Here is a 20,561-nt window from a genome sequence, read left to right on the forward strand (position 1 = left end):
TCAGCCCAGCGGCTTGTGCTGCGGGTGGACCACGATCGTCAGGCCGTCCACCTCGATCACCTCGACCGCCACCCCTGGCGCGATCGGCTCACCGTCCCAACTGCGGGCGCTCCAGGTTTCGCCGTTGACGATCGCCTCGCCCCCGGACGCGGTGATCTCGCCGGCGGAGCGTCCGGTGCTGCCGAGGAGTTGGTCGAAAGTGCTGCGGTAGCCGCGCCCCTGATGCAGCCGTTTGAGGATCTCGGGCCGCAACAGCCCGAGCAGCGCGACCGCCACCACGGCGGCGACCAGGATGTGCACCCACAGCAGCCCCGGGAACACCAATGCGGCCCCGGCCCCGGCCAGCGCTCCGCCGGCCAGCATGAGCAGGGTCATGTCGAGGGTGAGCATCTCGGACACGGCGAGCCCACCGGCCAGCACCAGCCAGGCCACCCACCAGTTCTCCGAGAGCCACTCCAGCATCGGTCAGCCCTCGGGGGTTCCCTGCGGCGCTCCGCGCACCGCGCGCGCCGTCCAGCGTCCGTCCGCCTGGGTGACCTGCAGCGGCAGGTCGAAGGTGCGGCTCATCAGGTCGTCGGTGAGCACCTCGGCTATCGGGCCGGCCGCGACCACGGCACCGTCCTTGAGCAGCAGGGCGTGCGTCATGCCCGGGGGGATCTCCTCCAGGTGGTGGGTGACCAGGACGGTCGCCGGCGCCCATGGCTGGGAGATGATCTGGCTGATCGTGTCGACCAGGCTCTCGCGGCCGGTCAGGTCGAGCCCGGCCGCCGGCTCATCGAGCAGCAGCAGTTCGGGATCGGTCATCAGCGCACGCGCGATCTGGACGCGCTTGCGTTCGCCCTCGGACAAGGTGCCGAAGGTGCGCTTGCCCAGATGCCCGATCCGCAACTGGGCCATCAGTTCGCCCGCGCGGGCGAAGTCGGAGACGTCGTAGCCCTCGTTCCAGCGGCCCAGGACGGCGTAGGCGGCCGAGACCACCACGTTGCCGACGGCCTCCGACCGCGGAATGCGGTCGGCCAGCGCGGCGGATGTGACGCCGATGCGGGGACGCAGTTCGAAGACGTCGACCGCACCCAGCACCTCGTCCAGGATCGAGGCCATCCCCTTGCTGGGATGCATATTGGCGCTGAGCACCTGCAGCAGCGTGGTCTTGCCCGCACCGTTGGGGCCGATGACGACCCAGCGGTCGGTCTCGTCGATCGTCCAGGAGACCTTGTCCAGCAGGGTCGACCCGCCGCGCACGATCGAGACGTCCACCAGTTCCACGACAGCTGCCATGGCCACCAACCTACCGCCCGCGCGGCCCCGAAGGCCCGCGGCCACGCCCGCTCAGGCGCCGGTCGAGTGCAGCCCGCCGTCGACGTGGATCATCTCGCCGGTCGTCGAGGGGAACCAGTCCGACAGCAGCGCGACGACCGCCTTCGCGGTCGGGGTGGCGTCGGAGGAATCCCAGCCCAGCGGCGCGCGTCCGCCCCAGATGTCGTTGAACGAGTGCGAGCCGGGGATCGCCTTCTTGGCGATGGTCTCCAGCGGCCCGGCGGCGACGATGTTCGACCGGACGCCCTCCGGCCCCAGGTAGCGGGCCAGGTAGCGGGAGGCCGACTCCAGGGCGGCCTTGGCCACGCCCATCCAGTCGTAGGTGGGCCAGGAGATCCGCGCATCGAAGGTGAGGCCGACCACCGAGACGTTCTCGCTGAACAGTTCCTTGCACGCCATGGTCAGGCTGACCAGCGAGTAGGCCGACACGTTCATCGCCGTCGAGACGTCCTCGAACGGCGTGGTGAGGAACTTGCCGCCCAGCGCGGTCTCGGGGTTGGCGTAGGCGACCGAGTGCACGATGCCGTCGAGACGCTCCACCCCGGCCGCGCGCAACTGCGCGGGCAGCGAGGCCAGATGCTCGGTGTTGGTCACGTCGAGTTCCAGCACCGCGGGCGCCGGCTCGAGGCGGGAGGCGATCCGCCGGGTCAGGTTGAGCGCCCGCCCGAAGTTGGAGATCACCACGGTCGCCCCCTGCTCGGCGGCGATCTCGGCAACCTTGTAGGCGATCGAGGTGTTCATCGTGACGCCGGTAACGAGGATCGTCTTGCCTTCGAGAATTCCCATGTCTGCTCCTGCTCGCTGGTGGTCGGTGCGGTGTCTCAGTGACCCATGCCGAGGCCGCCGTCGACCGGGAGCACTGCCCCGGAGACATAGGACGCGGCGTCCGAGGCCAGGTAGGCGACCGCGGCGGCGATCTCCTCGGTGGCGCCGAGGCGTCCGGCGGGGATGGCCGCCTTGTAGCCGGCGACCGTCGCCTCGGGGAGCACCGCGGTCATCTCGGTCTCGATGAAGCCGGGAGCGACGACGTTCGCGGTGATGCCGCGCCCGCCCAGCTCACGGGTGATCGAGCGGGCGATGCCGATCAGGCCCGACTTGGTCGCGGCGTAGTTTACCTGCCCCGGCGAGCCGTACAGACCCACCACGGAACCGATGAAGATGATGCGGCCCCATTTGGCGCGCAGCATCGGGCGGCAGGCGCGCTTGGCCACGTTGAAAGCACCCTTGAGGTTGACGTCGACGACCGCGTCGAAGTCGGCCTCGCTCATCCGCATCAGCAGCGTGTCCTTGGTGATGCCGGCGTTGGCGACCACGACCTCGACCGGGCCGTGCGCCTCTTCGGCGACTTTGAAGGCGGCATCGACCGACGCGGCGTCCGCCACGTCGCAGGCGATGCCGAGCGCGCCCTCGGGCGCTTTGCCGGAGGTCGAGGCGGCGGCCACCCGGTGGCCCTGGGCGAGGAACTCCTCGACGATGGCGCGGCCGATGCCGCGGGCGCCGCCGGTCACGAGGATGCTACGAGGTGTCGGTGTCTGCGTCACCGGGTCACCGTACCGCGAGCGCCGCCGGAACGGGGATAGGCTGGCGGGTATGGCAGGACGCGCCACGACCGATCGTCCGGCGCTGATCACCAGCGCACGGGTGGGCACCAGCCTGTCGTCGGAGCAACGCATCCGCCGCTACCTGGTGACGATGGCGGTCCGGGTCATCTGCTTCCTGGCGGGCATCGCGAGCCCGCTGCCGTGGAACATCGTTCTGTTCCTGATGGCGGCGCTGCTGCCCGGGATCGCGGTGCTGCTCGCGAACGCGCGCGACAACCGGCCCGCCGCGGTGGTGCCGGCCGAGGACGAGGAGCCCCGGCTGGCGATCACGGCCGGGGAGATCGTGCAGGGCGAGGTCGAGGACGAGGGGAACGAGTGAACAAGAAGCTGTTGTTGCGCTGGGGCCTGCTGGTGGTGTTCGTCGTCGTGCTGGGCGGCACCTTCGTGAGCCTGGGCCGCTGGCAACTCGACCGGCTCGACCAGCGCCGCGACCGCAACGAGATCGCGGCCGTCCACGAGAACGCGCCGGTGCGCCCCTTCGACGAGGTCTTCACCGGCCCGATCGCCGACGCCGATCAGTGGCAGCGGGTCGAGGTGCGCGGCACCTTCCTGGCCGACCGCCAGTTGCAGGCCCGGCACCGCAGTTTCGGCGAGGCCACCGGATGGGAGCTACTCACCCCGCTGGTCACCGGCTCGGGCAAGACGGTGATCGTCAGCCGCGGCTTCATCGAACGCCCCGCCTCGCAGGACTATCCGTCGGTCTATCCGGAGCCGCCCGCCGGTGAGGTGACCGTGATCGGCTATGTACGCCGCAACGAGCAGGGCAACGCCAATGCGATCACCCCGCAGCAGCAGATGATCCGGCTGATCGATTCGCGCGCGATCGGCGCCTGGCTCGGCCGCGACGTCGTCGACGGCTACCTCAACCTGATCTCGGTGACCCCGCCGCAAACCGAAGGACTCACCCCGATCACGCCCCCGCCCCCGACCGAGGGCCCGCACCTGAGCTACGCGTTCCAGTGGTTCACCTTCGCGCTGATCGCCGGCGCCGGCCTGTTCATCCTGATCCGCAACGACCTCCGCGACCGCAAGAAGGCGGCCGCCAAAGCCGCCGCGCGTGCCGCGGACGCGGGGTCGTCGGCAGCTTCCGGTGCTCCCGGGACGTCCGGCACGGACGCCGACTGAGCCGGGGCGCCTGGTGAGTCTGGACGCCGCGCAAGGGCTGCTCGCATGCCCGGTGTGCGCGGGCGCACTGAACGTGGCGGACCGTCCGGCGTCCTGCCGCGACGGTCATCGCTTCGATGTCGCCCGTCAGGGCTATCTCAATCTGCTCGGCGGACCGCAGCCCGAGCACGCCGATACCGCATCGATGGTGGAGGCGCGCGCCCGCGTGCTCACCTCGGGGGCCTTCCACGCCGTGGACGCCGCCCTCGCCCGCCGGACCGATCGTGCCCGCACCATCCTCGACGTCGGCGGTGGCACCGGACATCACCTGGCCCGCCTGCTCGACACCCTGCCCGGCGCGCGCGGCGTCACCCTCGACATCTCGACGGCCGCCGCCCGGCGTGCGGCCCGTGCCCACCCGCGGGCGGCCTCGGTGGTGGCGGACGCCTGGGGCACCCTGCCGGTGCGTCCCGGCCGGTTCGACCTGGTCACCTGCGTGTTCGCGCCCCGCAACATGGCCGCGTTCGCCCGTGCGCTCACCCCCAGCGGTCTGCTGGTCGTGGTCACCCCGGAGCCGGACCATCTCGCCTCGGTGCGCGAGCGCCACGGCCTGCTCGGCATCGACCCCGACAAGGACGATCGCCTGCTCCGGTCGGCGTCGGGCCACTTCCAGCCGGTGGCGCGCCACCGCGTCCGTTCAGTAGTGGACGCCGACGCCGCGCTGGTGGCCGACTTGATCGCGATGGGCCCCAACGCCTTCCACGGTGTCCCCACCGAGGTGGAACCACTGACCACCGAGATCTCGGTCAGCGTCTGGGTCTTCCGACCCGCGCAAGCTCAGATGTTCTGACGTCCCTCGGCCGACGCGGAACGCCGGAAACGTCACGCAGATCCCCGAACAGCGCCCTCGCCATGCCGTTTTGTGTGACGTTTCCGGCATCCGGCCCCAGCCAGGCGGGGTAGCGGACGTGCACCCAGACCATGAGTGCCCCTCAGGACGCCGAAGGAATCTCCCGCACTCCGTCGTGGTTGAGGAGGCGTGACCGCTCCCCACCATCAGACTCCGCCTGACCAGACTTTGCCGCTCGGCGTCCTTGACTTCGTTGGGATCGAGTACGGCGAGACGCCGACCGAGTCCATCGCGGGGGCGGTCGAGGTCGCCCGCGCCGTGGAGGCAGCGAACTACCGGCGCTACTGGGTGTCGGAGCATCACAACATGTCGTCGCTGGCGTGCAGTGCGCCAGAGATCCTGATCGCGCACATCCTGACGCTGACCGGGCGGATCAGGGTCGGCGCGGCGGGCATGATGCTGCCCAACCACACCGCGTTCAAGGTCGCGGAGACGTTCCGGACGCTGTTGGCGATCGCTCCCGGCCGCGTCGATCTCGGGCTGGGACGCGCTCCGGGCACCGATCCGCTCACCGCGCATGTGCTGCGTCGCGGCACGAACGCGGACGCGGCCGCGGACTTCCCCAACCAGGTCGGCGAGTTGCTGGCCTTCCTGGGCGACGGCTTTCCCGAGGGGCACCCCTACACCCGCCTGATCGCCGCCCCGGTGGTCGAGGAGCGTCCCGAACTCTTCCTGCTCGGCTCCAGCCATTACGGCCCGCAGTTCGCGGCGGTGAACGGCATGCGCGCGGTGTTCGCGCACCACATGAGTCCCGAGATCGCCGTCGATGTGCTGCGTGACTACCGCGCACGGTTCCAGCCCGGCGTCGAGCAGCGGCCGTGGTCGGCGATCTCGGTGCTCGCCTTCGCCAGCGACGACGAGGCCGAGGTGACCCGCTTCGAGGCCGGCTGGGCGCTCACCATGGCGAACCTGCGCCGCGGCGTCCGGACCCCGATTCGCCCCGAGGAGGTGGACACCTTCGCGGCCTCCCCCGCGTTCACGCACGGCCCGCGCGATCCAGAGCGGATGGCGATCGGTCCCGCGGATCAGGTGGTCGCCCGGCTGCGCGCACTGCAGGACGCCAGCGGTGCCGATGAGGTGGTGATCGTCACCCCGGGCCTGGATCGTTCCGCCAGGATCGCCAGCTTCGAGGCCATCGCGGACGCCTGGCCGCGCTGACGGCGTCCGTCACGGCCACACGCCGCCGGGGCCACTGCCGCTCGGCCAACGGTTCCACCTCGCACCTGGTGAGATGTGAAGCGAGTTCCGGCAGGGCACGGGTAGGTTGCCGGGCATGAGTTTTCTCGAGCGGGCGAAGGCTGTGACAGAGCGCATGCGCGAGGATCTCGACACCGCCATGCAGGAGGATCCGGCGGCGGTGAGCCGCGTCGAGGTCGCCCTGATGTACCCGGGCGTGCACGCCTTGTGGGCGCACCGGGTCGCGCACCAGCTGTGGCGGCGCTCCCCCGGGTTGCGCCCGGTTGCGCGCGCCATCTCCGCGTTCGCGCGGCAGTGGACGGGCGTCGAGATTCATCCGGGCGCGGTGATCGGGCGCCGGTTCTTCATCGACCACGGCATGGGCACCGTCATCGGCGAGACCGCGGTGATCGGCGACGATGTGCTGATGTACCACCAGGTCACCCTGGGCGGGCGCAGCCGGGGCCGGTTCAAGCGGCATCCGACGATCGGCAACGGCGTCCTGCTCGGCGCCGGCGCCAAGGTCATCGGCCCGATCACGATCGGCGACCGGGCCCAGATCGGCGCCAACGCTCTGGTCGTCCACGATGTGCCGGCGGACGCCGTGGTCACCGGCATCGTCGCCGACACCCAGACCGACCCGGTCGCCTGACCGGATCTTCGAGCACGGAGCAGTCATCGTGAAGCCCTTCCTCCACCTGTCGATCCGCCACCATGACGAGGCCGTCACGGGCGAGTTCGACGCTATTCAGCGTTTCGGCCGCCTGCGTGAGGGCCAGCTCGTCCATCTGCGCGCCGAACAGGCGCCGCTGCCGCCGCTGAACCCGGACGACTATTCCGGGATCATCATCGGCGGCGGGCAGTTCAACGCCTCCGACGAGGTGAAGACCGCCGAACAGCTCCGCGTCGAGGACGACCTGGGCCGCATCCTCGACCTCGCGCTCGCCGAAGGGCTACCGCTGATCGGGCTGTGCTACGGGGTCGGGCTGGTCACCCGGCATCTGGGCGGTGTCGTGGATGGCACCTACAGCGAGACCACGTCGGCGGTCGAGATCACCCTCACCCCGGACGGCAAGAACGATCCGGTGTTCGACGGCGTCCCGTCGACGTTCATGGCCTTCGTCGGCCACAAGGAGGCCTGCACCCAGATGCCGGACGGCGCCGTACAGCTGGCCTCAGGCACCGCGTGCCCGGTGCAGGCCTTCCGGGTGAACGAGCACGTCTACGCGACCCAGTTCCACCCCGAACTGGATCTCGACGGGCTCATCCATCGCATGGAGGTCTACCGGCATTCGGGCTATTTTCCCGCCGACGAGTTCGACGAACTCGTCGAGGTCGCACGCGGCGCGGGCGTCGATGGCACGCCGGGAATCATCCTGCGCAACTTCGTGGAGCGCTTCGCGCGCTGATTACCGGCGGCGGCGCTCAGGTCTCGTCGAGGTCGCGCACGATCCGCTCGTGGTGCCGGACCACCTCGGTGACGATGAAGGTGAGGAACTTCTCCGCGAACTCCGGGTCGAGCCCCGTCTCGTCGGCCAGCCGCCGCAGCCGGTCGATCTGGGCGCGTTCGCGCTCAGGATCGGCGGCATTCAGCCCGCGTTCGGCCTTGAGCACGCCGACATTCTGGGTGATCTTGAACCGCTCGGCCAGCAGGCAGATCAAGGCTTGGTCGAGGTTGTCGATGCTGTGACGCATCGCAACCAGTTCGGTGGGGATCTCGCTCACGAATGACACCCTACCGACGAGCAGGCTCCTGCGAGGACAATGGCAGGGTGAGCGACGACGCCGATCCACCCCGCGACCTCGGTGCAGGGGTGTGGGCCGTCCTCAACCCGGTCGCCAAACGCTACGCCGTCGCCCGGCATTCGCTCGAGCGCGCCTGCGCCGACGCCGGACTGCCGCCTCCGCGGGTGCTGACCACCACCCCCGAGCAGGGCGGCTACGCCGAGGCCCGGCAGGCACTCGCCCAGGGCGCCCGCACGATCGTCGTGGGCGGCGGCGACGGGACGGTGCGCGCGGTGACCCGCGCGGTCGCGGGTACGGGCGTCGAACTGGCCATCCTGCCCCTGGGCACCGCGAACCTGTTCGCGTTCAATCTGGGCCTGCGCACCCGCGATCCCCGGCTCATGGTCGACCGGGCCCTCTTTGGCACGCCGGTCGCGCACGACGTGGGCTGGGCGAGTTGGCGGACCGTCGAGGGTGATCGCACCGGCCCGCCCACGCCCGAGCAGCCGTTCCTGGTGATGGCGGGGCTGGGCCACGACGCCGCGACCGTGCTCGCCACCGACCAGCACGCCAAGGCGCGCCTGGGCTGGGCGTCCTACCTGGCCGCCGGCGTCCGGCACCTGCGCCAGGCCCCGTTGTCGATGCGGGTGTCCATCGACAACGCCCCGGCGCGGGCGCTGCGCACCTGGACGATCCTGGTGGCGAACTGTGGCATCATCCCGGGCGGCATCGAGGTGTTCCCCGACTCGCGCCCCGACGACGGTTACCTCGACTGCTTGGAGGTTCCGCTCCGGACGCCGGCGCAGTGGGCGTCCGTCGCCTGGGCCGGCCTGACCCGGCACCGTTGGCAGGCCTCGGCGCTGCGCTATTCGCGGCTGCGGACGCTGTGGGCCGTTCCCGAGTCCCCCGCACCGCTGCACCTCGACGGCGATGTGGTGGGCGTGGTGGCCGACTTCCGGGTCCGCGTGCAGCATGCCGCGCTACGGGTGCGGACGCCTCAGGGCGCCAGCGGCTGATTCACTCGTCGATGCGGCGCACCACGGTGCCGCAGAGCTTGTCGGCGAAGGTTTGGCCGCGCCGGTCCCAGATCGGCCACAGGAAACCCAGGCCGAACGGCAGGGCATCCAGCAGATGCGCGAACCCGCGCAGGGCGACCCGCACCATCATCGCGGGTTCGCCGTTGCGGTCGACCAGGCGCAGCCGGGTGAACCGGTAGATGGGCGGCTGGCCGTTGCGGGTGAACACCGCCGAGACGAGGACGACCGTGCTGAACGCCGCGAAGCCGACCAGGTATCCGGCGAGGCCTCCGGGTGAGGTCCGGCCCGCGGTGGCCAGGCCGTACAGCTGGGCGAGGATGGCCCAGGGGACGAGGACGCCCAGGAAGTAGCCGCCCGCGCGCCGCCACCAGTGTTTGGGCGTCGACAGGATCCGGGCCACCCATGCGGGCGTGCGCTGCGCTGGGGAGTGTGTCATGGCGTCCTTTCCTCGGAAGCGTTCAGGAGGCGAAATCGAGCAGGGCGGCAGCAAGCGGGGCGGCGTCGGTGGCTCCGCTGGAGGCGTCCTCGACGAAGGCGGCCACCGCGAGATCGCCGCGGGCCGCGATCAGCCAGCCGTGGTAGCGGCCGTCGGCGTAGGTGGCGGTGCCCGTCTTGGCCAGCACGCCACCCTCGCCGCGGAACGCCGCATAGCCGCCCTCGACGGGCACGTTCGCGAGCAGATCGCGCAGCGCGGACGCCTGCGCACCGCTCAGTTCCTGCACCGGCGCGGGGGTGGCCCGGCCTTCGTCCACGAGCACCGGGGTGACCGGGTGCCCGGCGACGATGCTGGCCATCACGGTGGCCATGCCGAGCGGGGAGGCGACCACCTTGCCTTGCCCGATCAGGGACGCCGCGTGCTCGGTGGCGCCGCCGGCCGTCGCGGGCACCTCGCCGAGGAAGCCGCCCACCACGAGGTTCGGCGTCGCGGTCAGCCCGAGCGAGCCGGCGGCGTCCGCGAGTGCGGGCTGGCTGACCGCGTCGCGGGCGTTGATGAACGCGCTATTGCACGAGTGGGCCAGCGCCGTGTGCAGCGGCACCGACCCGAGCGCGGAGGCCGGGTAGCCCTGCCAGTTGTCGAACCGGTAGCCGTCCACGGTGACGCCGTCGGTGCAGTTCACCGGCGAGTCTGCGGTCAGGCCACTGCGCAGCAGGGCCAGCGAGGTGACCGCCTTGAAGGTCGATCCGGGCGCGAACCGGCCCAGCGTCGCCGTCGAATGCCCCTGCGATCCAGGCCCGGACGCCGCCGCGAGGATCGCACCGTCGGAGGGCCGCAGCGCCACCAGCGCGCTCGCCGGGACGACACCGGCCAGCAGTCGCTCGGCCTCGATCTGCACGTCCACGTCGAGGGTGGTGACCACGTCGGAGCCGTCGAGCTTCTCGACCCGGAACACCTCGCGCGGATTCTTGCCCTCGGCGTCCACGATCGCGATCACGAAGCCGGTGGTGCCGGCGAGCACGTGATTGCGGGCCTCTTGCAACCCGCCGCGCCCGGCCAAATCGCCGGCCCGGATCGTGCCGCCCGACTTCTCAACCTGTTCGGCGGTCGCCTCCCCGACCACCCCGAGCAGGGGGCGGGCAAACGACGAAGTGCGCCCGAGCGGGAAGGTGGTCGGCACAGCCCGGACGCCGATCCAATGTTGCGCCTGGTCCACCAGGTCCGCGTCGGCGGCCTCGTGCTGGCGCAGGATGCGCGCCTCGACGAACGCCCGCGGCCCGGCCCCGGCGACGCGGGCGACGAAGCGCTCCACATCGATCCCGCACAGTTCGGCCAGCTTGGCCGCCGAATCGGCCGCGGTGGCGGCGTCGGTGAGCGTCTTGTCGATGCCGAGCCGCCAGGCGGGGGTGTTGGTGGCCAGCGCGGCTCCGTCGTGGCCGCGGATCGATCCGCGCACCGGGGTGAGCCGGGTGGCACGCAGCGACTCGCCGGCGGCCAGGCCGGGCGCAACCACCGCCGGATCGACCTGGGCCCGCCACGCACCGCCGTCGCGCACCACCGTGAGCGTGGTGGTGTATTCCCACGCCGGCTTGCCCTGATGGATCACCCAGGCCCAGGCCAGCTCGGTGGCCATCGAACCGTCCTGCTGGGGCGTCAACTCGCCGACACGCGTCACGGCCGGGCGCAGTTCGCCCATCCCCGCATAGATCCGGCGCAGATCCTCGGCGGCCGGTACGGTCAGGTCGGCGTCCGGAAGCTCACCGGTACCGAGCCCGGCCACCACCCGGTCGACCATCGCGTTCAGCAGCTGCGCGGGGCGCAGCACGAACCACCAGGCGCCGCCGCCAATCAGCCCGGCGACGACGGCGACGATCAGGCCGGCCAGGACCGGGCGGCGCATCTCAGGAGTGGACGACGATCTCGACGCGCTGGAAGCCCTTGACGTCGGTATAGCCCGTGGTCGCCATTGCCTTGCGCAGCGCGCCGACCAGGTTCATCGTGCCGTCGGGGGTGTGCGAGGGGCCGACCAGCACCTCTTCGAGGGTGCCGACGCGGCCCATCTTGACCCGCTCGCCGCGCGGCAGGGTGGCGTGCCAGGCCTCCGGGCCCCAGTGCCAGCCGTGGCCGGGCGCCTCCTCGGCGCGGGCGAGCGGCGTGGAGACCATGCAGGCATCCGCGCCGCAGGCGATCGCCTTGGCGATGTCGCCGGAGCGGCCGAGCGCGCCGTCGGCGATCACGTGCACGTAGCGGCCCTCGGACTCGTCCATGTAGTCACGGCGGGCGGCGGCGACGTCGGCGATCGCGGACGCCATCGGCACCTCCACACCGAGCACGTTGCGGGTGCGGCCGGTGGCGGCGCCGCCGAAGCCGACCAGGACGCCGGCCGCGCCGGTCCGCATCAGGTGCAGGCCGGCCTGGTAGGTGGCGCAGCCGCCGACGATGACGGGCACGTCCAGCTTGCGGATGAACTCCTTGAGGTTCAGCGGCTCCTCAGCGGTCGAGACGTGCTCGGCCGAGACGGTGGTGCCGCGGATCACGAAGAAGTCGACGCCGGCCTTCTCGACGACGCCGGCGAACTCGCGGGCGAGCTGCGGGCTGAGCGCGCCGGCGACCGGCACGTCGGCGTCCCGGATCTGCCGCATGCGTTCGGTGATCAGTTCGGCCTTGACCGGCTCGGCGTACACCTGCTGCAGCCGGCGGGTGGCGGCCACCGCGTCGCTGATCTCGGCGAGTTCGGCCAGGATCGGCTCGGGGTCCTCATAACGGGTCCACAGGCCTTCGAGGTTGAGCACGCCCAGGCCGCCGAGCTTGCCGACCGCGATCGCGGTCGCCGGCGACATCACCGAGTCCATCGGGGCCGCCACGATCGGGAAGTCGAAGGTGAGGGCGTCGATGCTCCACGACAGCTTGACGTCTTCGGGCGTACGGGTGCGCCGGGTGGGCACGATGGCGATGTCGTCGAATCCGTACACCTGGGAGGCGCGCTTCGCGCGGCCGATCTCGATCATGTTGCTCAATTCTGGGAGTAGTTGGGGGCTTCGACGGTCATCTGGATGTCGTGCGGATGCGACTCGCGCAGGCCGGCGGAGGTGATCCGGACGAACCGGCCTCGCTGCTGAAGTTCGGGGACGGTGCGGGCCCCCGAATAGAACATGGACTGCCGCAGGCCGCCGGTCAGCTGGTAGGCGACGGCGGCGAGCGGGCCACGGTAGGCGACCTGGCCCTCGATGCCTTCGGGGATCAGCTTGTCGTCGGTGGTGGTGGACGCCTGGAAGTAGCGGTCGGAGGCGAACGAGCCTTGCGTGCCGCGGGCCTTCATCGCGCCCAGCGACCCCATGCCGCGGTAGCTCTTGAACTGCTTGCCGTTGATGAACACCAGCTCGCCGGGGCTCTCGTCGCAGCCGGCCAGCAGCGAGCCGAGCATGACGGCGTTGGCGCCGGCCACCAGGGCCTTGGCGATGTCGCCGGAATACTGCAGGCCACCGTCGCCGATCACCGGCACCCCGGCCGGGCGCGCCGCACGCGCCGCCTCGTAGATGGCGGTCACCTGCGGGACGCCGACGCCTGCGACCACACGGGTGGTGCAGATCGAACCGGGCCCGACGCCGACCTTGACGGCGTCCCCGCCGGCCTCGACGATCGCCTTCGCCCCGGAATAGGTGGCCACGTTGCCGCCGATCACGTCGACGTGCGCGGCGCGCGGTTCGGCCTTGAGCCGGCGGATCAGGTCCATCTCGGAGCGGGAGTGGCCGTGCGCGGTGTCAGTGACCAGGGCGTCCACCCCGGCCTCGACCAGCGACATCGCCCGCTCCCAGGCGTCACCGAAGGTGCCGATGGCGGCACCGACGCGCAGGCGTCCGTGGTCGTCCTTGGTGGCGAAGGGGTACTTGCCGGACTTCACGAAGTCCTTCAGCGTGATCAGGCCGCGCAGCAGGCCGTCGCCGTCGACCAGCGGCAGCTTCTCGATCTTGTGCCGGGCCAGCAGGGCCAGCGCATCGTCGGACGAGATGCCGGGGTAGCCGGTGACCAGCGGCATCCGGGTCATCACCTCGCCGACGGGCCGGTTCGGATCGTCCTCGAAGCGCATGTCGCGGTTGGTGATGATGCCGACCAGGCGGCCGGAGGCGTCCACGACCGGGACGCCGGAGATGCGGTAGCGGGCGCACATGTCGTCGACCTCGCCGATGGTGGCGTCCACGCTGGTGGTGATCGGCTGGTCGATCATGCCGGCCTCGGAGCGCTTGACCCGGTCGACCTGGCTGGCCTGCTCGTCGATGCTCATATTGCGGTGCAGGATGCCGAGGCCGCCCTGGCGCGCCATCGCGATCGCCATCCGCGACTCGGTGACGGTGTCCATCGCCGAACTCAGCAGCGGCACGTGCAGGGTGATCCGCTTGCTGACCTGGGTGGAGGTGTCCACCTCGGCCGGGATCACATCGGACTCGTTGGGCTGCAGCAGCACGTCGTCGAAGGTGAGGCCCAGCAGCGCGAACGGCTCCGGCACCCCCATCGCCGTCAGGTGCTCGTCTGCCATGCGCCACTCCCCTCGTCGTGTCTGCTTCTCGCCTCGCCGGACCTGCCCGATCCTACCCTCGCCGCCGGATCATCCGTGCCACATGACGGTCTGGAACGCGTTCCAGCAGACGAAGGCGATCGTGAACCCCGCGAGCCAGCGGTGCTGACGAGGCACCAGCGGGGTGAGGCCGAGCAGCGCCAGGCTCCACGGGACGTACCAGGGGTGCAGCGACTGGCCCAGGATCGCCACCGCGAGCGATCCCCAGCCGACCGCGGCGACCGGCCGGTCACTGAACCGGATCACCACCCAGGCCAGCACGCCGAGCAGCACCGCGTTGGAGACCAGCCCGACCACCGTCCGGAAACCGGCCGGGTCGGCGCCCAGATAGGCGATCAGGTCGCCGCCGTGCTGGCCGAGCAGCGCGAACGGTGCGGGGGTCCCGGCCGCACCCATCAGGGTGAGCCAGTCGATCCAGCCGAATCCCTTGCCGGTGCCCAGGCTGATCGCGACGAAGCTCGCCACCGCGATGGCCGTCACGGCCGCGGTCCGGACGCCGAGGCGCCACAAGCGAGCCGGCAGCGGTGTGCGGGCGAGTCCGGTGAGGATCGGGATGCCCGCGACCGCGAGCACGGTGAGCCCGGCTTGCTGTTTGAGCGCCATGGCGACCCCGACCAGTGCGGGCGCGACCAGCCACAACGCCAGCCGCGTCCCGAGCTCGGCCCCGTGGGCGCGGCCGCGTTCGACGGCGACCACGGTGACCCAGATCGCCAGCAGCGAGACGCCGGCCATCAGCGCGTCGTTGTGCGCGCCGCCGAGGAAGTGGATCAGCAGCAGCGGATTGAGCAGCCCCCACCAGTGCGCGCGGCCGGCGGCGTCCGGGTCACCGGGGTTGAGGTGCCGGGCGATCCGCGCGAGGGTGAGCCCGATCAGCCCGACGCCGAGGGCGGCGGGCAGCCGCATCGCCACCACCGACCAGTACGGATGAGCGCCGGTGAGGGCGACCACGAGTTGGTTCACCACCAGGCTGAGCGCCGGATAGGCAACGCCTGATCCCTGCCACAGCGGGTCGACGGACGCCGCGAACGGCCCGCCCGCAGCACCCAGGCCGGCCGCGTACACCGAGGCTCCCTGGTTCTCGATCCAGCCGGAATCGGCGTACAGGATGGCATCCCCCGACAGCACCGGCGGCGCCCACAGCAGCGGCAGCGCCCAGATCACCAGCAGCCACCCGGGCCAGGCAATGGGCGCGACGCCGGGCCGGACCCGCAACAGCCACCACAGCACCGACAACATCACCGTGCCCGCGACGATGGCGACCCGATCAAGCGGAAGCACCAACACGGTACCGATCGCGGTGACGGTGGGCTCCAGCCAGCCGGACGGATGGTAGGCGAACTCGGCGTGCGCCGACCCCCAGGCGATCAGCGCGCTCGCGGCGGCGCCGGTGGCCGCCGCCACTCCCCAGGGCAGGCCGGCATGCCGGGGAGGTGGGTTGAACATGGCGCAAAGCCTACCCATCGGCGTCCTGGCCGTTAGCGTGAAGTCATGACCAACACCCCGAGGCCAGCTGTTCCGTACCCCTCCTCGCAGGCTCCCCCGGCCTGGGCTCCACCGCCTCCACCGCCGTGGTATCTGCCGCCCGCGGCGTCCGGACGCAGCCTGGCCCCCGACCTGGCGCGCGGCCTGATGCTGCTGCTGATCGCGTGCGCGAACTCGACCTGGTACTTGTGGGGCCGCCCCAGCGGGCTCGGTTCGGCCCACCCCACCGACGGCTCGGCGCTCGACAAGGCACTGCAGGCGGTGATGGCGGTCGCGGTGGACGGCCGGATCTACCCGATGTTCGCGCTGCTGTTCGGCTACGGCATGGTGCAGTTCGCGCGTTCCCGCGCCGGCCGCGGCCTGCCGCCGGCCGCGATCAAGCATCAGCTGTTCCGCCGGCACTGGCTGCTGATCGGCTTCGGCTTCGTGCATGCCCTGCTGCTGTTCGGCGGCGACATCCTGGGCTCCTACGGGCTCGCCGGCCTGGTACTCGCCGGGCTGCTGTTCGACCGCAGCGATCGCGTGCTGCGCAGATGGCTGATCGTCTTCGCGATCCTGATCGCCGCCTGGGCGGCGCTGACCAGCGCGATGGCGGCATTGCTGATGTGGGCGCTGGACCAGGATCCGGCTCTGGCCACCGAGATCGACGCGAGCATGACGTCCTTCGGTGGCCTGGCCGATATGGCGTCCGGCCACGCCCACTATCTGACCGCCCTGCTGTGGCGAGTGCTGCTGTGGCTGGGTGGCACCCCCAGCAGCGTGCTGACGCTGATCGTGCCGTTCATGGTGGTTCTGGGCTGGCTGGCCGCCCGGCGCGGAGTCCTGGAGCATCCTGACCGGCACCGCCGGCTGCTGATCGGGGTGGCGGTCACCGGCATCACCGTCGGCTGGCTGGGAGGCCTGCCCACCGCGCTCCAGCACCTCGGCGTCCTCGGCCTTCCGGCAAGCCTCTCGTGGGCGCCGATGCCGCTGTCGACGGCGACCGGCGTGTTCGCGGGGGCCGGGTACGCGGCCCTGTTCGCCCTGATCGCGAGCCGGTTGCGTCGGCCCGGGCCGGTCAGCGGAGCGATCGCCGCGCTCGGCCGGCGCTCGCTGTCGGGCTATCTGTGGCAGTCGATCGTGATGGCCCCGCTGCTGGCGGCCTGGGGTCTGGGCATCGGCGGACGCCTCGGCACGGCCGGCATGCTGGCCATCGCGGCCGGCGTCTGGCTGGCGAGCGTGGTGATCGCGGCCCGGCTGGAGGCTCGCGGCCGACCGGGACCGTTCGACGCGCTGCTGCGCCGCCTGGTCTCCCGGCCTGGGCACGCACGCGGCTGACCGGACGCCCCCGGACGCAGCGAACGGGGCCCCCGCGTGTGCGAGGGCCCCGTTCGTGTGCCTGGCGAGTGCGCCGGACCAGCGGTGATGCTCAGTGCTGGTGGCCGGGCGCTTCGTCCTCTTCGGGCTTGTCGACCACGAGGGTCTCGGTGGTGAGCAGCAGCGCCGCGATGGACGCCGCGTTCGCCAGCGCCGAACGGGTCACCTTGACCGGGTCGATGACGCCGGCCGCGATCAGGTCGACGTACTCGTCGGTGGCCGCGTTGTAGCCGTTGCCCGGAGCCAGTTCCTTGACCTTGGCGACGATCACGTAGCCCGGCTCTCCGCCATTCTCCGCGATCCAGCGCAGCGGCTCGACGACCGCCTTCTCGACGATCCGGACGCCGGCGCGCTCGTCGCCGACCTGGCCCAGACCATCGGCGAGGACCGAAGCCGCATGGACGAGAGCCGAGCCGCCACCGGCGACGATGCCCTCCTCGATGGCCGCACGCGTGGCGCTCACGGCGTCCTCGATGCGGTGCTTCTTCTCCTTCATCTCGACCTCGGTGGCAGCACCGACCTTGATCACGCAGACACCGCCGGCGAGCTTCGCGACGCGCTCCTGGAGCTTCTCGCGATCCCATTCGGAGTCGGTGCGGGCGATCTCGGCGCGCAGCTGCTCGACGCGGCCGGCCACCTCGGACGCCTCACCCGCGCCATCGACGATGGTGGTGTTGTCCTTGGTGACGACGACGCGGCGGGCGCGGCCCAGCACCTCGAGGCCGACCTGGTCGAGCTTGAGGCCCACCTCGGGGGCGACGACCTGGCCGCCGGTCAGGGTGGCGATGTCCTCCAGCATGGCCTTGCGGCGGTCGCCGAACGCGGGAGCCTTGACGGCCACCGAGGTGAACGTGCCACGGATCTTGTTGACCACCAGGGTCGACAGCGCCTCGCCGTCGACGTCCTCGGCCACGATGAACAGCGTGCCGGACGCCCCGATGACCTTCTCCAGCAGCGGCAGCAGATCGTTCATCGCGCTGATCTTGCCGGAGTGAATCAGGATGTACGGGTTCTCGAGCACGGCCTCCATACGGTCGGGGTCGGTCACCATGTACGGCGACAGGTAGCCCTTGTCGAACTGCATGCCCTCGGTGAACTCGAGCTCGATGCCGAACGTGTTCGACTCGTCGACGGTGATGACGCCGTCCTTGCCGACCTTGTCGAAGGCCTCGGCGATCAGGGCGCCGATCTCGGCGTCGCGCGAGCTGATCGTGGCGACCGACGCCATGTCGGCGGTGGTCTCGACCTGCTTGGCGACCCGGGCCAGCTCGCCGGCCACGGCGTCCACGGCCAGCTCGATGCCACGCTTGAGGCCGACCGGGTTGGCCCCGGCCGCGACCGCGCGCAGGCCCTCGTGCACGAGCGCCTGGGCCAGGACCGTCGCCGTCGTGGTGCCGTCGCCGGCCACGTCGTTGGTCTTGGTGGCGACCTCCTTGGTGAGCTGCGCACCGAGGTTCTCGTACGGATCGGTGAGCTCGACCTCCTTGGCGACGGTCACGCCGTCGTTGGTGATGGTCGGGGCGCCCCACTTCTTGTCGAGCACCACGTAACGGCCCTTGGGGCCGAGCGTCACCTTCACGGTGTTCGCGAGGGCGTCGACGCCACGCTCCAGGGAGCGGCGTGCCTCCTCGTCAAACTGAAGGATCTTGGGCATGAGTTACTTCCTTTGTCTGGTTCAGCGTCACTTGGAGACGACGGCGAGGATGTCGCGCGCGTTCAGGAGCAGGTACTCCTGACCGTCGTACTTGACCTCGGTGCCGCCGTACTTGCTGAAGATGACGACGTCACCCTCGGCGACGTCCAGCGGGACGCGGTTGCCCTTGTCGTCGATGCGGCCGGGGCCGGTGGCGACGACCTTGCCCTCCTGGGGCTTCTCCTTGGCGGTGTCGGGGATGACCAGACCCGAGGCGGTGGTGGTCTCTGCCTCGAGGGGCTTGATGAGGATGCGATCCTCGAGCGGCTTGATCGTGACGGCCACGATGGTGCCCTTTCTTTGTATGGGCCCTCGTTTGCGCGGGCCCGGATTGGTGTCTTCCTTCGGTGCCGCCCTGGCGTCGTCGCGGTGCCGCCGGGGCTAGCAGACTCGGTGGTCGAGTGCCAGAACCGACTCTAGCCCCGCGTTGGCACTCGTTCAACCTGAGTGCTAACCGTGGACGGGTGTGTCGTCAGCGCAACCGCTCACACACGACCGCGACGGCCCCGGACGCCGTGGGCGTCAGGATCAGCGTCGCCTGTGCGCGTCCCTTCGGCTTGAGCCGTTTGCGCAGTTGGGCGGGGTCGACGTCGATGCCCCGCTTCTTGATCTCCAGGGTGCCGACACCGTGCTCGCGCACCCAGCCGCGCAGCACCTTCTCGTCATACGCCAGCACCTCGCGAACCCGGAAGGCGGTGGCGAACGGGGTCGGCATATGCCACGGCGCACTGAGGTAGGCGATCTGGTCGGCGACCCGATGAGCGCGGATCATCCGGGCGAGTTCATCGACCAGGCCGGCACGGACGACCGCCCCGTCAGGTTCGTAGAAGTACTCCTCGATAGGGCCCACCGGAGCGCCGTCGGTCGCCCGCCCAGCGACGAGTTCGGCGCCGTCCACCACCGCGGCACGGACGCCGGGCATGACGCCGGGCCCCGCCCACAAGGCGCACTCGACGACGGTGCCACCTTCGGAGGTCCATTCCGCCCATACCTGGTCGGGAATCAGCCGGTGCGGAATCCCGGGGCCGAGTTTCACGCAGGCGACCCGTGAGCCATCGAGCAGGCTTTCGACGAACGACCAGGGCGGGGTGAGGTCCTCGACACGCCAGGTGCGCCCGGACGCCGTCCGTCGCGCCGGATCGCAGAACACCGCGATCCCACTGGGAGCCACGAGCGGCTGATCGCCCCAGGCTTGGGCCAGCGCGGGCCACCGTTCCTCGGCGGCACCAACCTCCACACGCGGACAGGGTTCGAAACCGTGGGCCGCCAGCAACTCGTTGGCCTGGCCCCTGGGCGACGCGGCCGATCCCACGGTGGCGCCGGGCTGCTCGTCATCGCTGGGTTCCCACGCGCTCGCGAGGTTCGCCTCGGCGAGGATCGCGGTGACCTCATCCCGCTCGACGGCGATCACGTCGAGTCCGGCGTCGGCGAAGGCGAGGGCGTCCGCGCCGAGGCCGCAGCCGAGATCGGCGATGGGCCCGGGCGCGGTCAGCGCGCGGTGGTTGGCGGCGGCGAGCAGGTGGGCGAACCGGGAGGCCCGGCGAGCGGCGACACCGGCACGGGTGGCCTGTTCGAGCCCGTCGGGGGTGAAGAAGAGGCGTTCGGCGCGGCGTCCGAATTTGGCGACCGCCTTGCGGCGAAGCACCGCCTGGGTGAGCACCGCGGCGGCCTGCTCGGGCGTGACGAGCGCGCGCAATCGCGTCGCTGCGGCCAGGCTGGCCGGATCGGGCTCCGCGGTGGCCGCTTGGAGGGCCGGGCGGGCGGCGTCCGAGGTCAGCCAGCGCGCGGTGGCGACGTCCACGCGGTCAGACGGTGGGCGAGGCCGGCGGCGGGACGGTTCCCGGGCCCGGGACCACCGGCGCGGACTCGGCGACCAGCTGCTTGCGCACCTGGCCACGCGTCAGCACGGGAAGTCCAGCGGCCAGCCCGAGCAGGAATCCGGCCAGCACGCCGATGCCGGTCAGCATCGCCGTCGTGGTGAACGGGCTCTCGATCGCCTTGGCGGAGTCGTAGCGCTGCGCGGCGCCGATCAGTTCGCGTGCGTCCAGCGCGAACTTGGCGAGCAGATAGCCGGCCACGATCAGCGCGACGACGCCGAGGGCCGCCAACGCAATCTTGAGGATCTTCATGGCAGCAGCGTACTCACGACCG

General features: G+C 71.1%; 22 protein-coding genes. 8 read left to right on the plus strand and 14 right to left on the minus strand.

Annotated elements, in window-relative coordinates:
* Genes QM708_RS03685 through fabG form a run of 4 tightly spaced genes read right to left on the minus strand, consistent with a single transcriptional unit; the run spans nt 1 to nt 2,858 of the window.
* On the minus strand, nt 1–462 hold the full coding sequence (locus QM708_RS03685) for an NfeD family protein (protein ID WP_415104512.1): 462 nt from the start codon (nt 460–462) through the stop codon (nt 1–3).
* A gap of 3 nt (nt 463–465) precedes the next feature.
* Nucleotides 466–1,278, minus strand: coding sequence for an ABC transporter ATP-binding protein (locus QM708_RS03690; protein ID WP_415104514.1), 813 nt, complete (start codon nt 1,276–1,278; stop codon nt 466–468).
* A gap of 51 nt (nt 1,279–1,329) precedes the next feature.
* Entirely contained in the window at nt 1,330–2,103 is a 774-nt protein-coding gene (gene fabI / locus QM708_RS03695) for an enoyl-ACP reductase FabI (RefSeq protein WP_415104516.1), read from the minus strand.
* Nucleotides 2,104–2,138: 35 nt separating this feature from the next.
* The gene (gene fabG / locus QM708_RS03700) at nt 2,139–2,858 is read right to left on the minus strand and encodes a 3-oxoacyl-ACP reductase FabG (protein WP_415104518.1); all 720 of its coding nucleotides are present in this window, start codon (nt 2,856–2,858) and stop codon (nt 2,139–2,141) included.
* Between the two features lie 49 nt (nt 2,859–2,907).
* Between fabG and QM708_RS03705 the strand changes: the two genes are divergently transcribed.
* The 6 genes from QM708_RS03705 (at nt 2,908) to QM708_RS03730 (ending at nt 7,517) form a co-directional block, all read left to right on the plus strand.
* The gene (locus QM708_RS03705; protein WP_415104520.1) at nt 2,908–3,237 is read left to right on the plus strand and encodes a DUF3099 domain-containing protein; all 330 of its coding nucleotides are present in this window, start codon (nt 2,908–2,910) and stop codon (nt 3,235–3,237) included.
* The gene (locus QM708_RS03710; protein WP_415104522.1) at nt 3,234–4,043 is read left to right on the plus strand and encodes an SURF1 family protein; all 810 of its coding nucleotides are present in this window, start codon (nt 3,234–3,236) and stop codon (nt 4,041–4,043) included. The genes QM708_RS03705 and QM708_RS03710 overlap by 4 nt, the downstream gene beginning before the upstream one ends.
* A gap of 13 nt (nt 4,044–4,056) precedes the next feature.
* Complete coding sequence (locus QM708_RS03715) at nt 4,057–4,872, plus strand: putative RNA methyltransferase (RefSeq protein ID WP_415104524.1); 816 nt, start codon at nt 4,057–4,059, stop codon at nt 4,870–4,872.
* 189 nt (nt 4,873–5,061) lie between these two features.
* The gene (locus tag QM708_RS03720; RefSeq protein WP_415104526.1) at nt 5,062–6,090 is read left to right on the plus strand and encodes an LLM class flavin-dependent oxidoreductase; all 1,029 of its coding nucleotides are present in this window, start codon (nt 5,062–5,064) and stop codon (nt 6,088–6,090) included.
* A gap of 115 nt (nt 6,091–6,205) precedes the next feature.
* On the plus strand, nt 6,206–6,760 hold the full coding sequence (gene cysE / locus QM708_RS03725) for a serine O-acetyltransferase (protein ID WP_415104528.1): 555 nt from the start codon (nt 6,206–6,208) through the stop codon (nt 6,758–6,760).
* Between the two features lie 28 nt (nt 6,761–6,788).
* Nucleotides 6,789–7,517 (plus strand): glutamine amidotransferase, encoded by a 729-nt coding sequence (locus QM708_RS03730; RefSeq protein ID WP_415104530.1) that lies wholly within the window; start codon nt 6,789–6,791, stop codon nt 7,515–7,517.
* A 16-nt stretch (nt 7,518–7,533) separates the two neighbouring features.
* On the opposite strand, the gene QM708_RS03735 is transcribed toward QM708_RS03730, so the two are convergent.
* Nucleotides 7,534–7,833 carry a chorismate mutase gene (locus QM708_RS03735; protein ID WP_415104532.1) on the minus strand — a complete coding sequence of 100 codons (300 nt, stop codon included), beginning with the start codon at nt 7,831–7,833 and terminating at the stop codon, nt 7,534–7,536.
* Nucleotides 7,834–7,880: 47 nt separating this feature from the next.
* On the opposite strand from QM708_RS03735, the gene QM708_RS03740 reads away from it, so the two are divergent.
* On the plus strand, nt 7,881–8,849 hold the full coding sequence (locus QM708_RS03740; RefSeq protein ID WP_415104534.1) for a diacylglycerol/lipid kinase family protein: 969 nt from the start codon (nt 7,881–7,883) through the stop codon (nt 8,847–8,849).
* Nucleotide 8,850: 1 nt separating this feature from the next.
* Here QM708_RS03740 and QM708_RS03745 read toward each other — a convergent pair whose 3' ends face one another.
* The 5 genes from QM708_RS03745 to mptB all read right to left on the minus strand — a co-directional run bounded on the left by QM708_RS03745 (nt 8,851) and on the right by mptB (nt 15,322).
* Complete coding sequence (locus QM708_RS03745) at nt 8,851–9,306, minus strand: RDD family protein (protein WP_415104536.1); 456 nt, start codon at nt 9,304–9,306, stop codon at nt 8,851–8,853.
* Between the two features lie 22 nt (nt 9,307–9,328).
* Nucleotides 9,329–11,206 carry a penicillin-binding transpeptidase domain-containing protein gene (locus QM708_RS03750; protein ID WP_415104538.1) on the minus strand — a complete coding sequence of 626 codons (1,878 nt, stop codon included), beginning with the start codon at nt 11,204–11,206 and terminating at the stop codon, nt 9,329–9,331.
* A gap of 1 nt (nt 11,207) precedes the next feature.
* Entirely contained in the window at nt 11,208–12,314 is a 1,107-nt protein-coding gene (locus tag QM708_RS03755; RefSeq protein WP_415104540.1) for a GuaB3 family IMP dehydrogenase-related protein, read from the minus strand.
* A gap of 5 nt (nt 12,315–12,319) precedes the next feature.
* Nucleotides 12,320–13,840: an IMP dehydrogenase gene (guaB, locus tag QM708_RS03760; protein ID WP_415104542.1), complete on the minus strand. Its 1,521-nt coding sequence runs from the start codon at nt 13,838–13,840 to the stop codon at nt 12,320–12,322.
* 69 nt (nt 13,841–13,909) lie between these two features.
* Nucleotides 13,910–15,322 (minus strand): polyprenol phosphomannose-dependent alpha 1,6 mannosyltransferase MptB, encoded by a 1,413-nt coding sequence (mptB, locus tag QM708_RS03765; RefSeq protein WP_415104544.1) that lies wholly within the window; start codon nt 15,320–15,322, stop codon nt 13,910–13,912.
* Nucleotides 15,323–15,367: 45 nt separating this feature from the next.
* Between mptB and QM708_RS03770 the strand changes: the two genes are divergently transcribed.
* Complete coding sequence (locus QM708_RS03770) at nt 15,368–16,678, plus strand: DUF418 domain-containing protein (protein WP_415104546.1); 1,311 nt, start codon at nt 15,368–15,370, stop codon at nt 16,676–16,678.
* 91 nt (nt 16,679–16,769) lie between these two features.
* On the opposite strand, the gene groL is transcribed toward QM708_RS03770, so the two are convergent.
* The 4 genes from groL to QM708_RS03790 all read right to left on the minus strand — a co-directional run bounded on the left by groL (nt 16,770) and on the right by QM708_RS03790 (nt 20,539).
* A complete protein-coding gene (gene groL, locus QM708_RS03775; RefSeq protein WP_415104548.1) occupies nt 16,770–18,371 on the minus strand; it encodes a chaperonin GroEL in 1,602 nt (533 codons plus the stop codon).
* Nucleotides 18,372–18,398: 27 nt separating this feature from the next.
* Complete coding sequence (gene groES, locus QM708_RS03780) at nt 18,399–18,695, minus strand: co-chaperone GroES (protein ID WP_415104550.1); 297 nt, start codon at nt 18,693–18,695, stop codon at nt 18,399–18,401.
* 187 nt (nt 18,696–18,882) lie between these two features.
* A complete protein-coding gene (locus QM708_RS03785) occupies nt 18,883–20,211 on the minus strand; it encodes a THUMP-like domain-containing protein (RefSeq protein ID WP_415104552.1) in 1,329 nt (442 codons plus the stop codon).
* Nucleotides 20,212–20,215: 4 nt separating this feature from the next.
* The gene (locus tag QM708_RS03790) at nt 20,216–20,539 is read right to left on the minus strand and encodes a hypothetical protein (protein WP_415104554.1); all 324 of its coding nucleotides are present in this window, start codon (nt 20,537–20,539) and stop codon (nt 20,216–20,218) included.
* Nucleotides 20,540–20,561 lie beyond the last annotated feature (22 nt).

The sequence above is a fragment of the Propioniciclava sp. genome, from assembly GCF_047602245.1.
Classification (GTDB): Bacteria; Actinomycetota; Actinomycetes; order Propionibacteriales; family Propionibacteriaceae; genus Propioniciclava.

Coding starts and splice junctions, on each gene's coding strand:
- QM708_RS03770 (WP_415104546.1), top strand. CDS start 15,368: ATGACCAACACCCCGAGGCCAGCTGTTCCGTACCCCTCCTCGCAGGCT.
- fabI (WP_415104516.1), bottom strand. CDS start 2,103: ATGGGAATTCTCGAAGGCAAGACGATCCTCGTTACCGGCGTCACGATG.
- guaB (WP_415104542.1), bottom strand. CDS start 13,840: ATGGCAGACGAGCACCTGACGGCGATGGGGGTGCCGGAGCCGTTCGCG.
- mptB (WP_415104544.1), bottom strand. CDS start 15,322: ATGTTCAACCCACCTCCCCGGCATGCCGGCCTGCCCTGGGGAGTGGCG.
- QM708_RS03690 (WP_415104514.1), bottom strand. CDS start 1,278: ATGGCAGCTGTCGTGGAACTGGTGGACGTCTCGATCGTGCGCGGCGGG.
- QM708_RS03685 (WP_415104512.1), bottom strand. CDS start 462: ATGCTGGAGTGGCTCTCGGAGAACTGGTGGGTGGCCTGGCTGGTGCTG.
- QM708_RS03790 (WP_415104554.1), bottom strand. CDS start 20,539: ATGAAGATCCTCAAGATTGCGTTGGCGGCCCTCGGCGTCGTCGCGCTG.
- QM708_RS03745 (WP_415104536.1), bottom strand. CDS start 9,306: ATGACACACTCCCCAGCGCAGCGCACGCCCGCATGGGTGGCCCGGATC.
- QM708_RS03705 (WP_415104520.1), top strand. CDS start 2,908: ATGGCAGGACGCGCCACGACCGATCGTCCGGCGCTGATCACCAGCGCA.
- QM708_RS03755 (WP_415104540.1), bottom strand. CDS start 12,314: ATGATCGAGATCGGCCGCGCGAAGCGCGCCTCCCAGGTGTACGGATTC.
- QM708_RS03750 (WP_415104538.1), bottom strand. CDS start 11,206: ATGCGCCGCCCGGTCCTGGCCGGCCTGATCGTCGCCGTCGTCGCCGGG.
- groL (WP_415104548.1), bottom strand. CDS start 18,371: ATGCCCAAGATCCTTCAGTTTGACGAGGAGGCACGCCGCTCCCTGGAG.
- cysE (WP_415104528.1), top strand. CDS start 6,206: ATGAGTTTTCTCGAGCGGGCGAAGGCTGTGACAGAGCGCATGCGCGAG.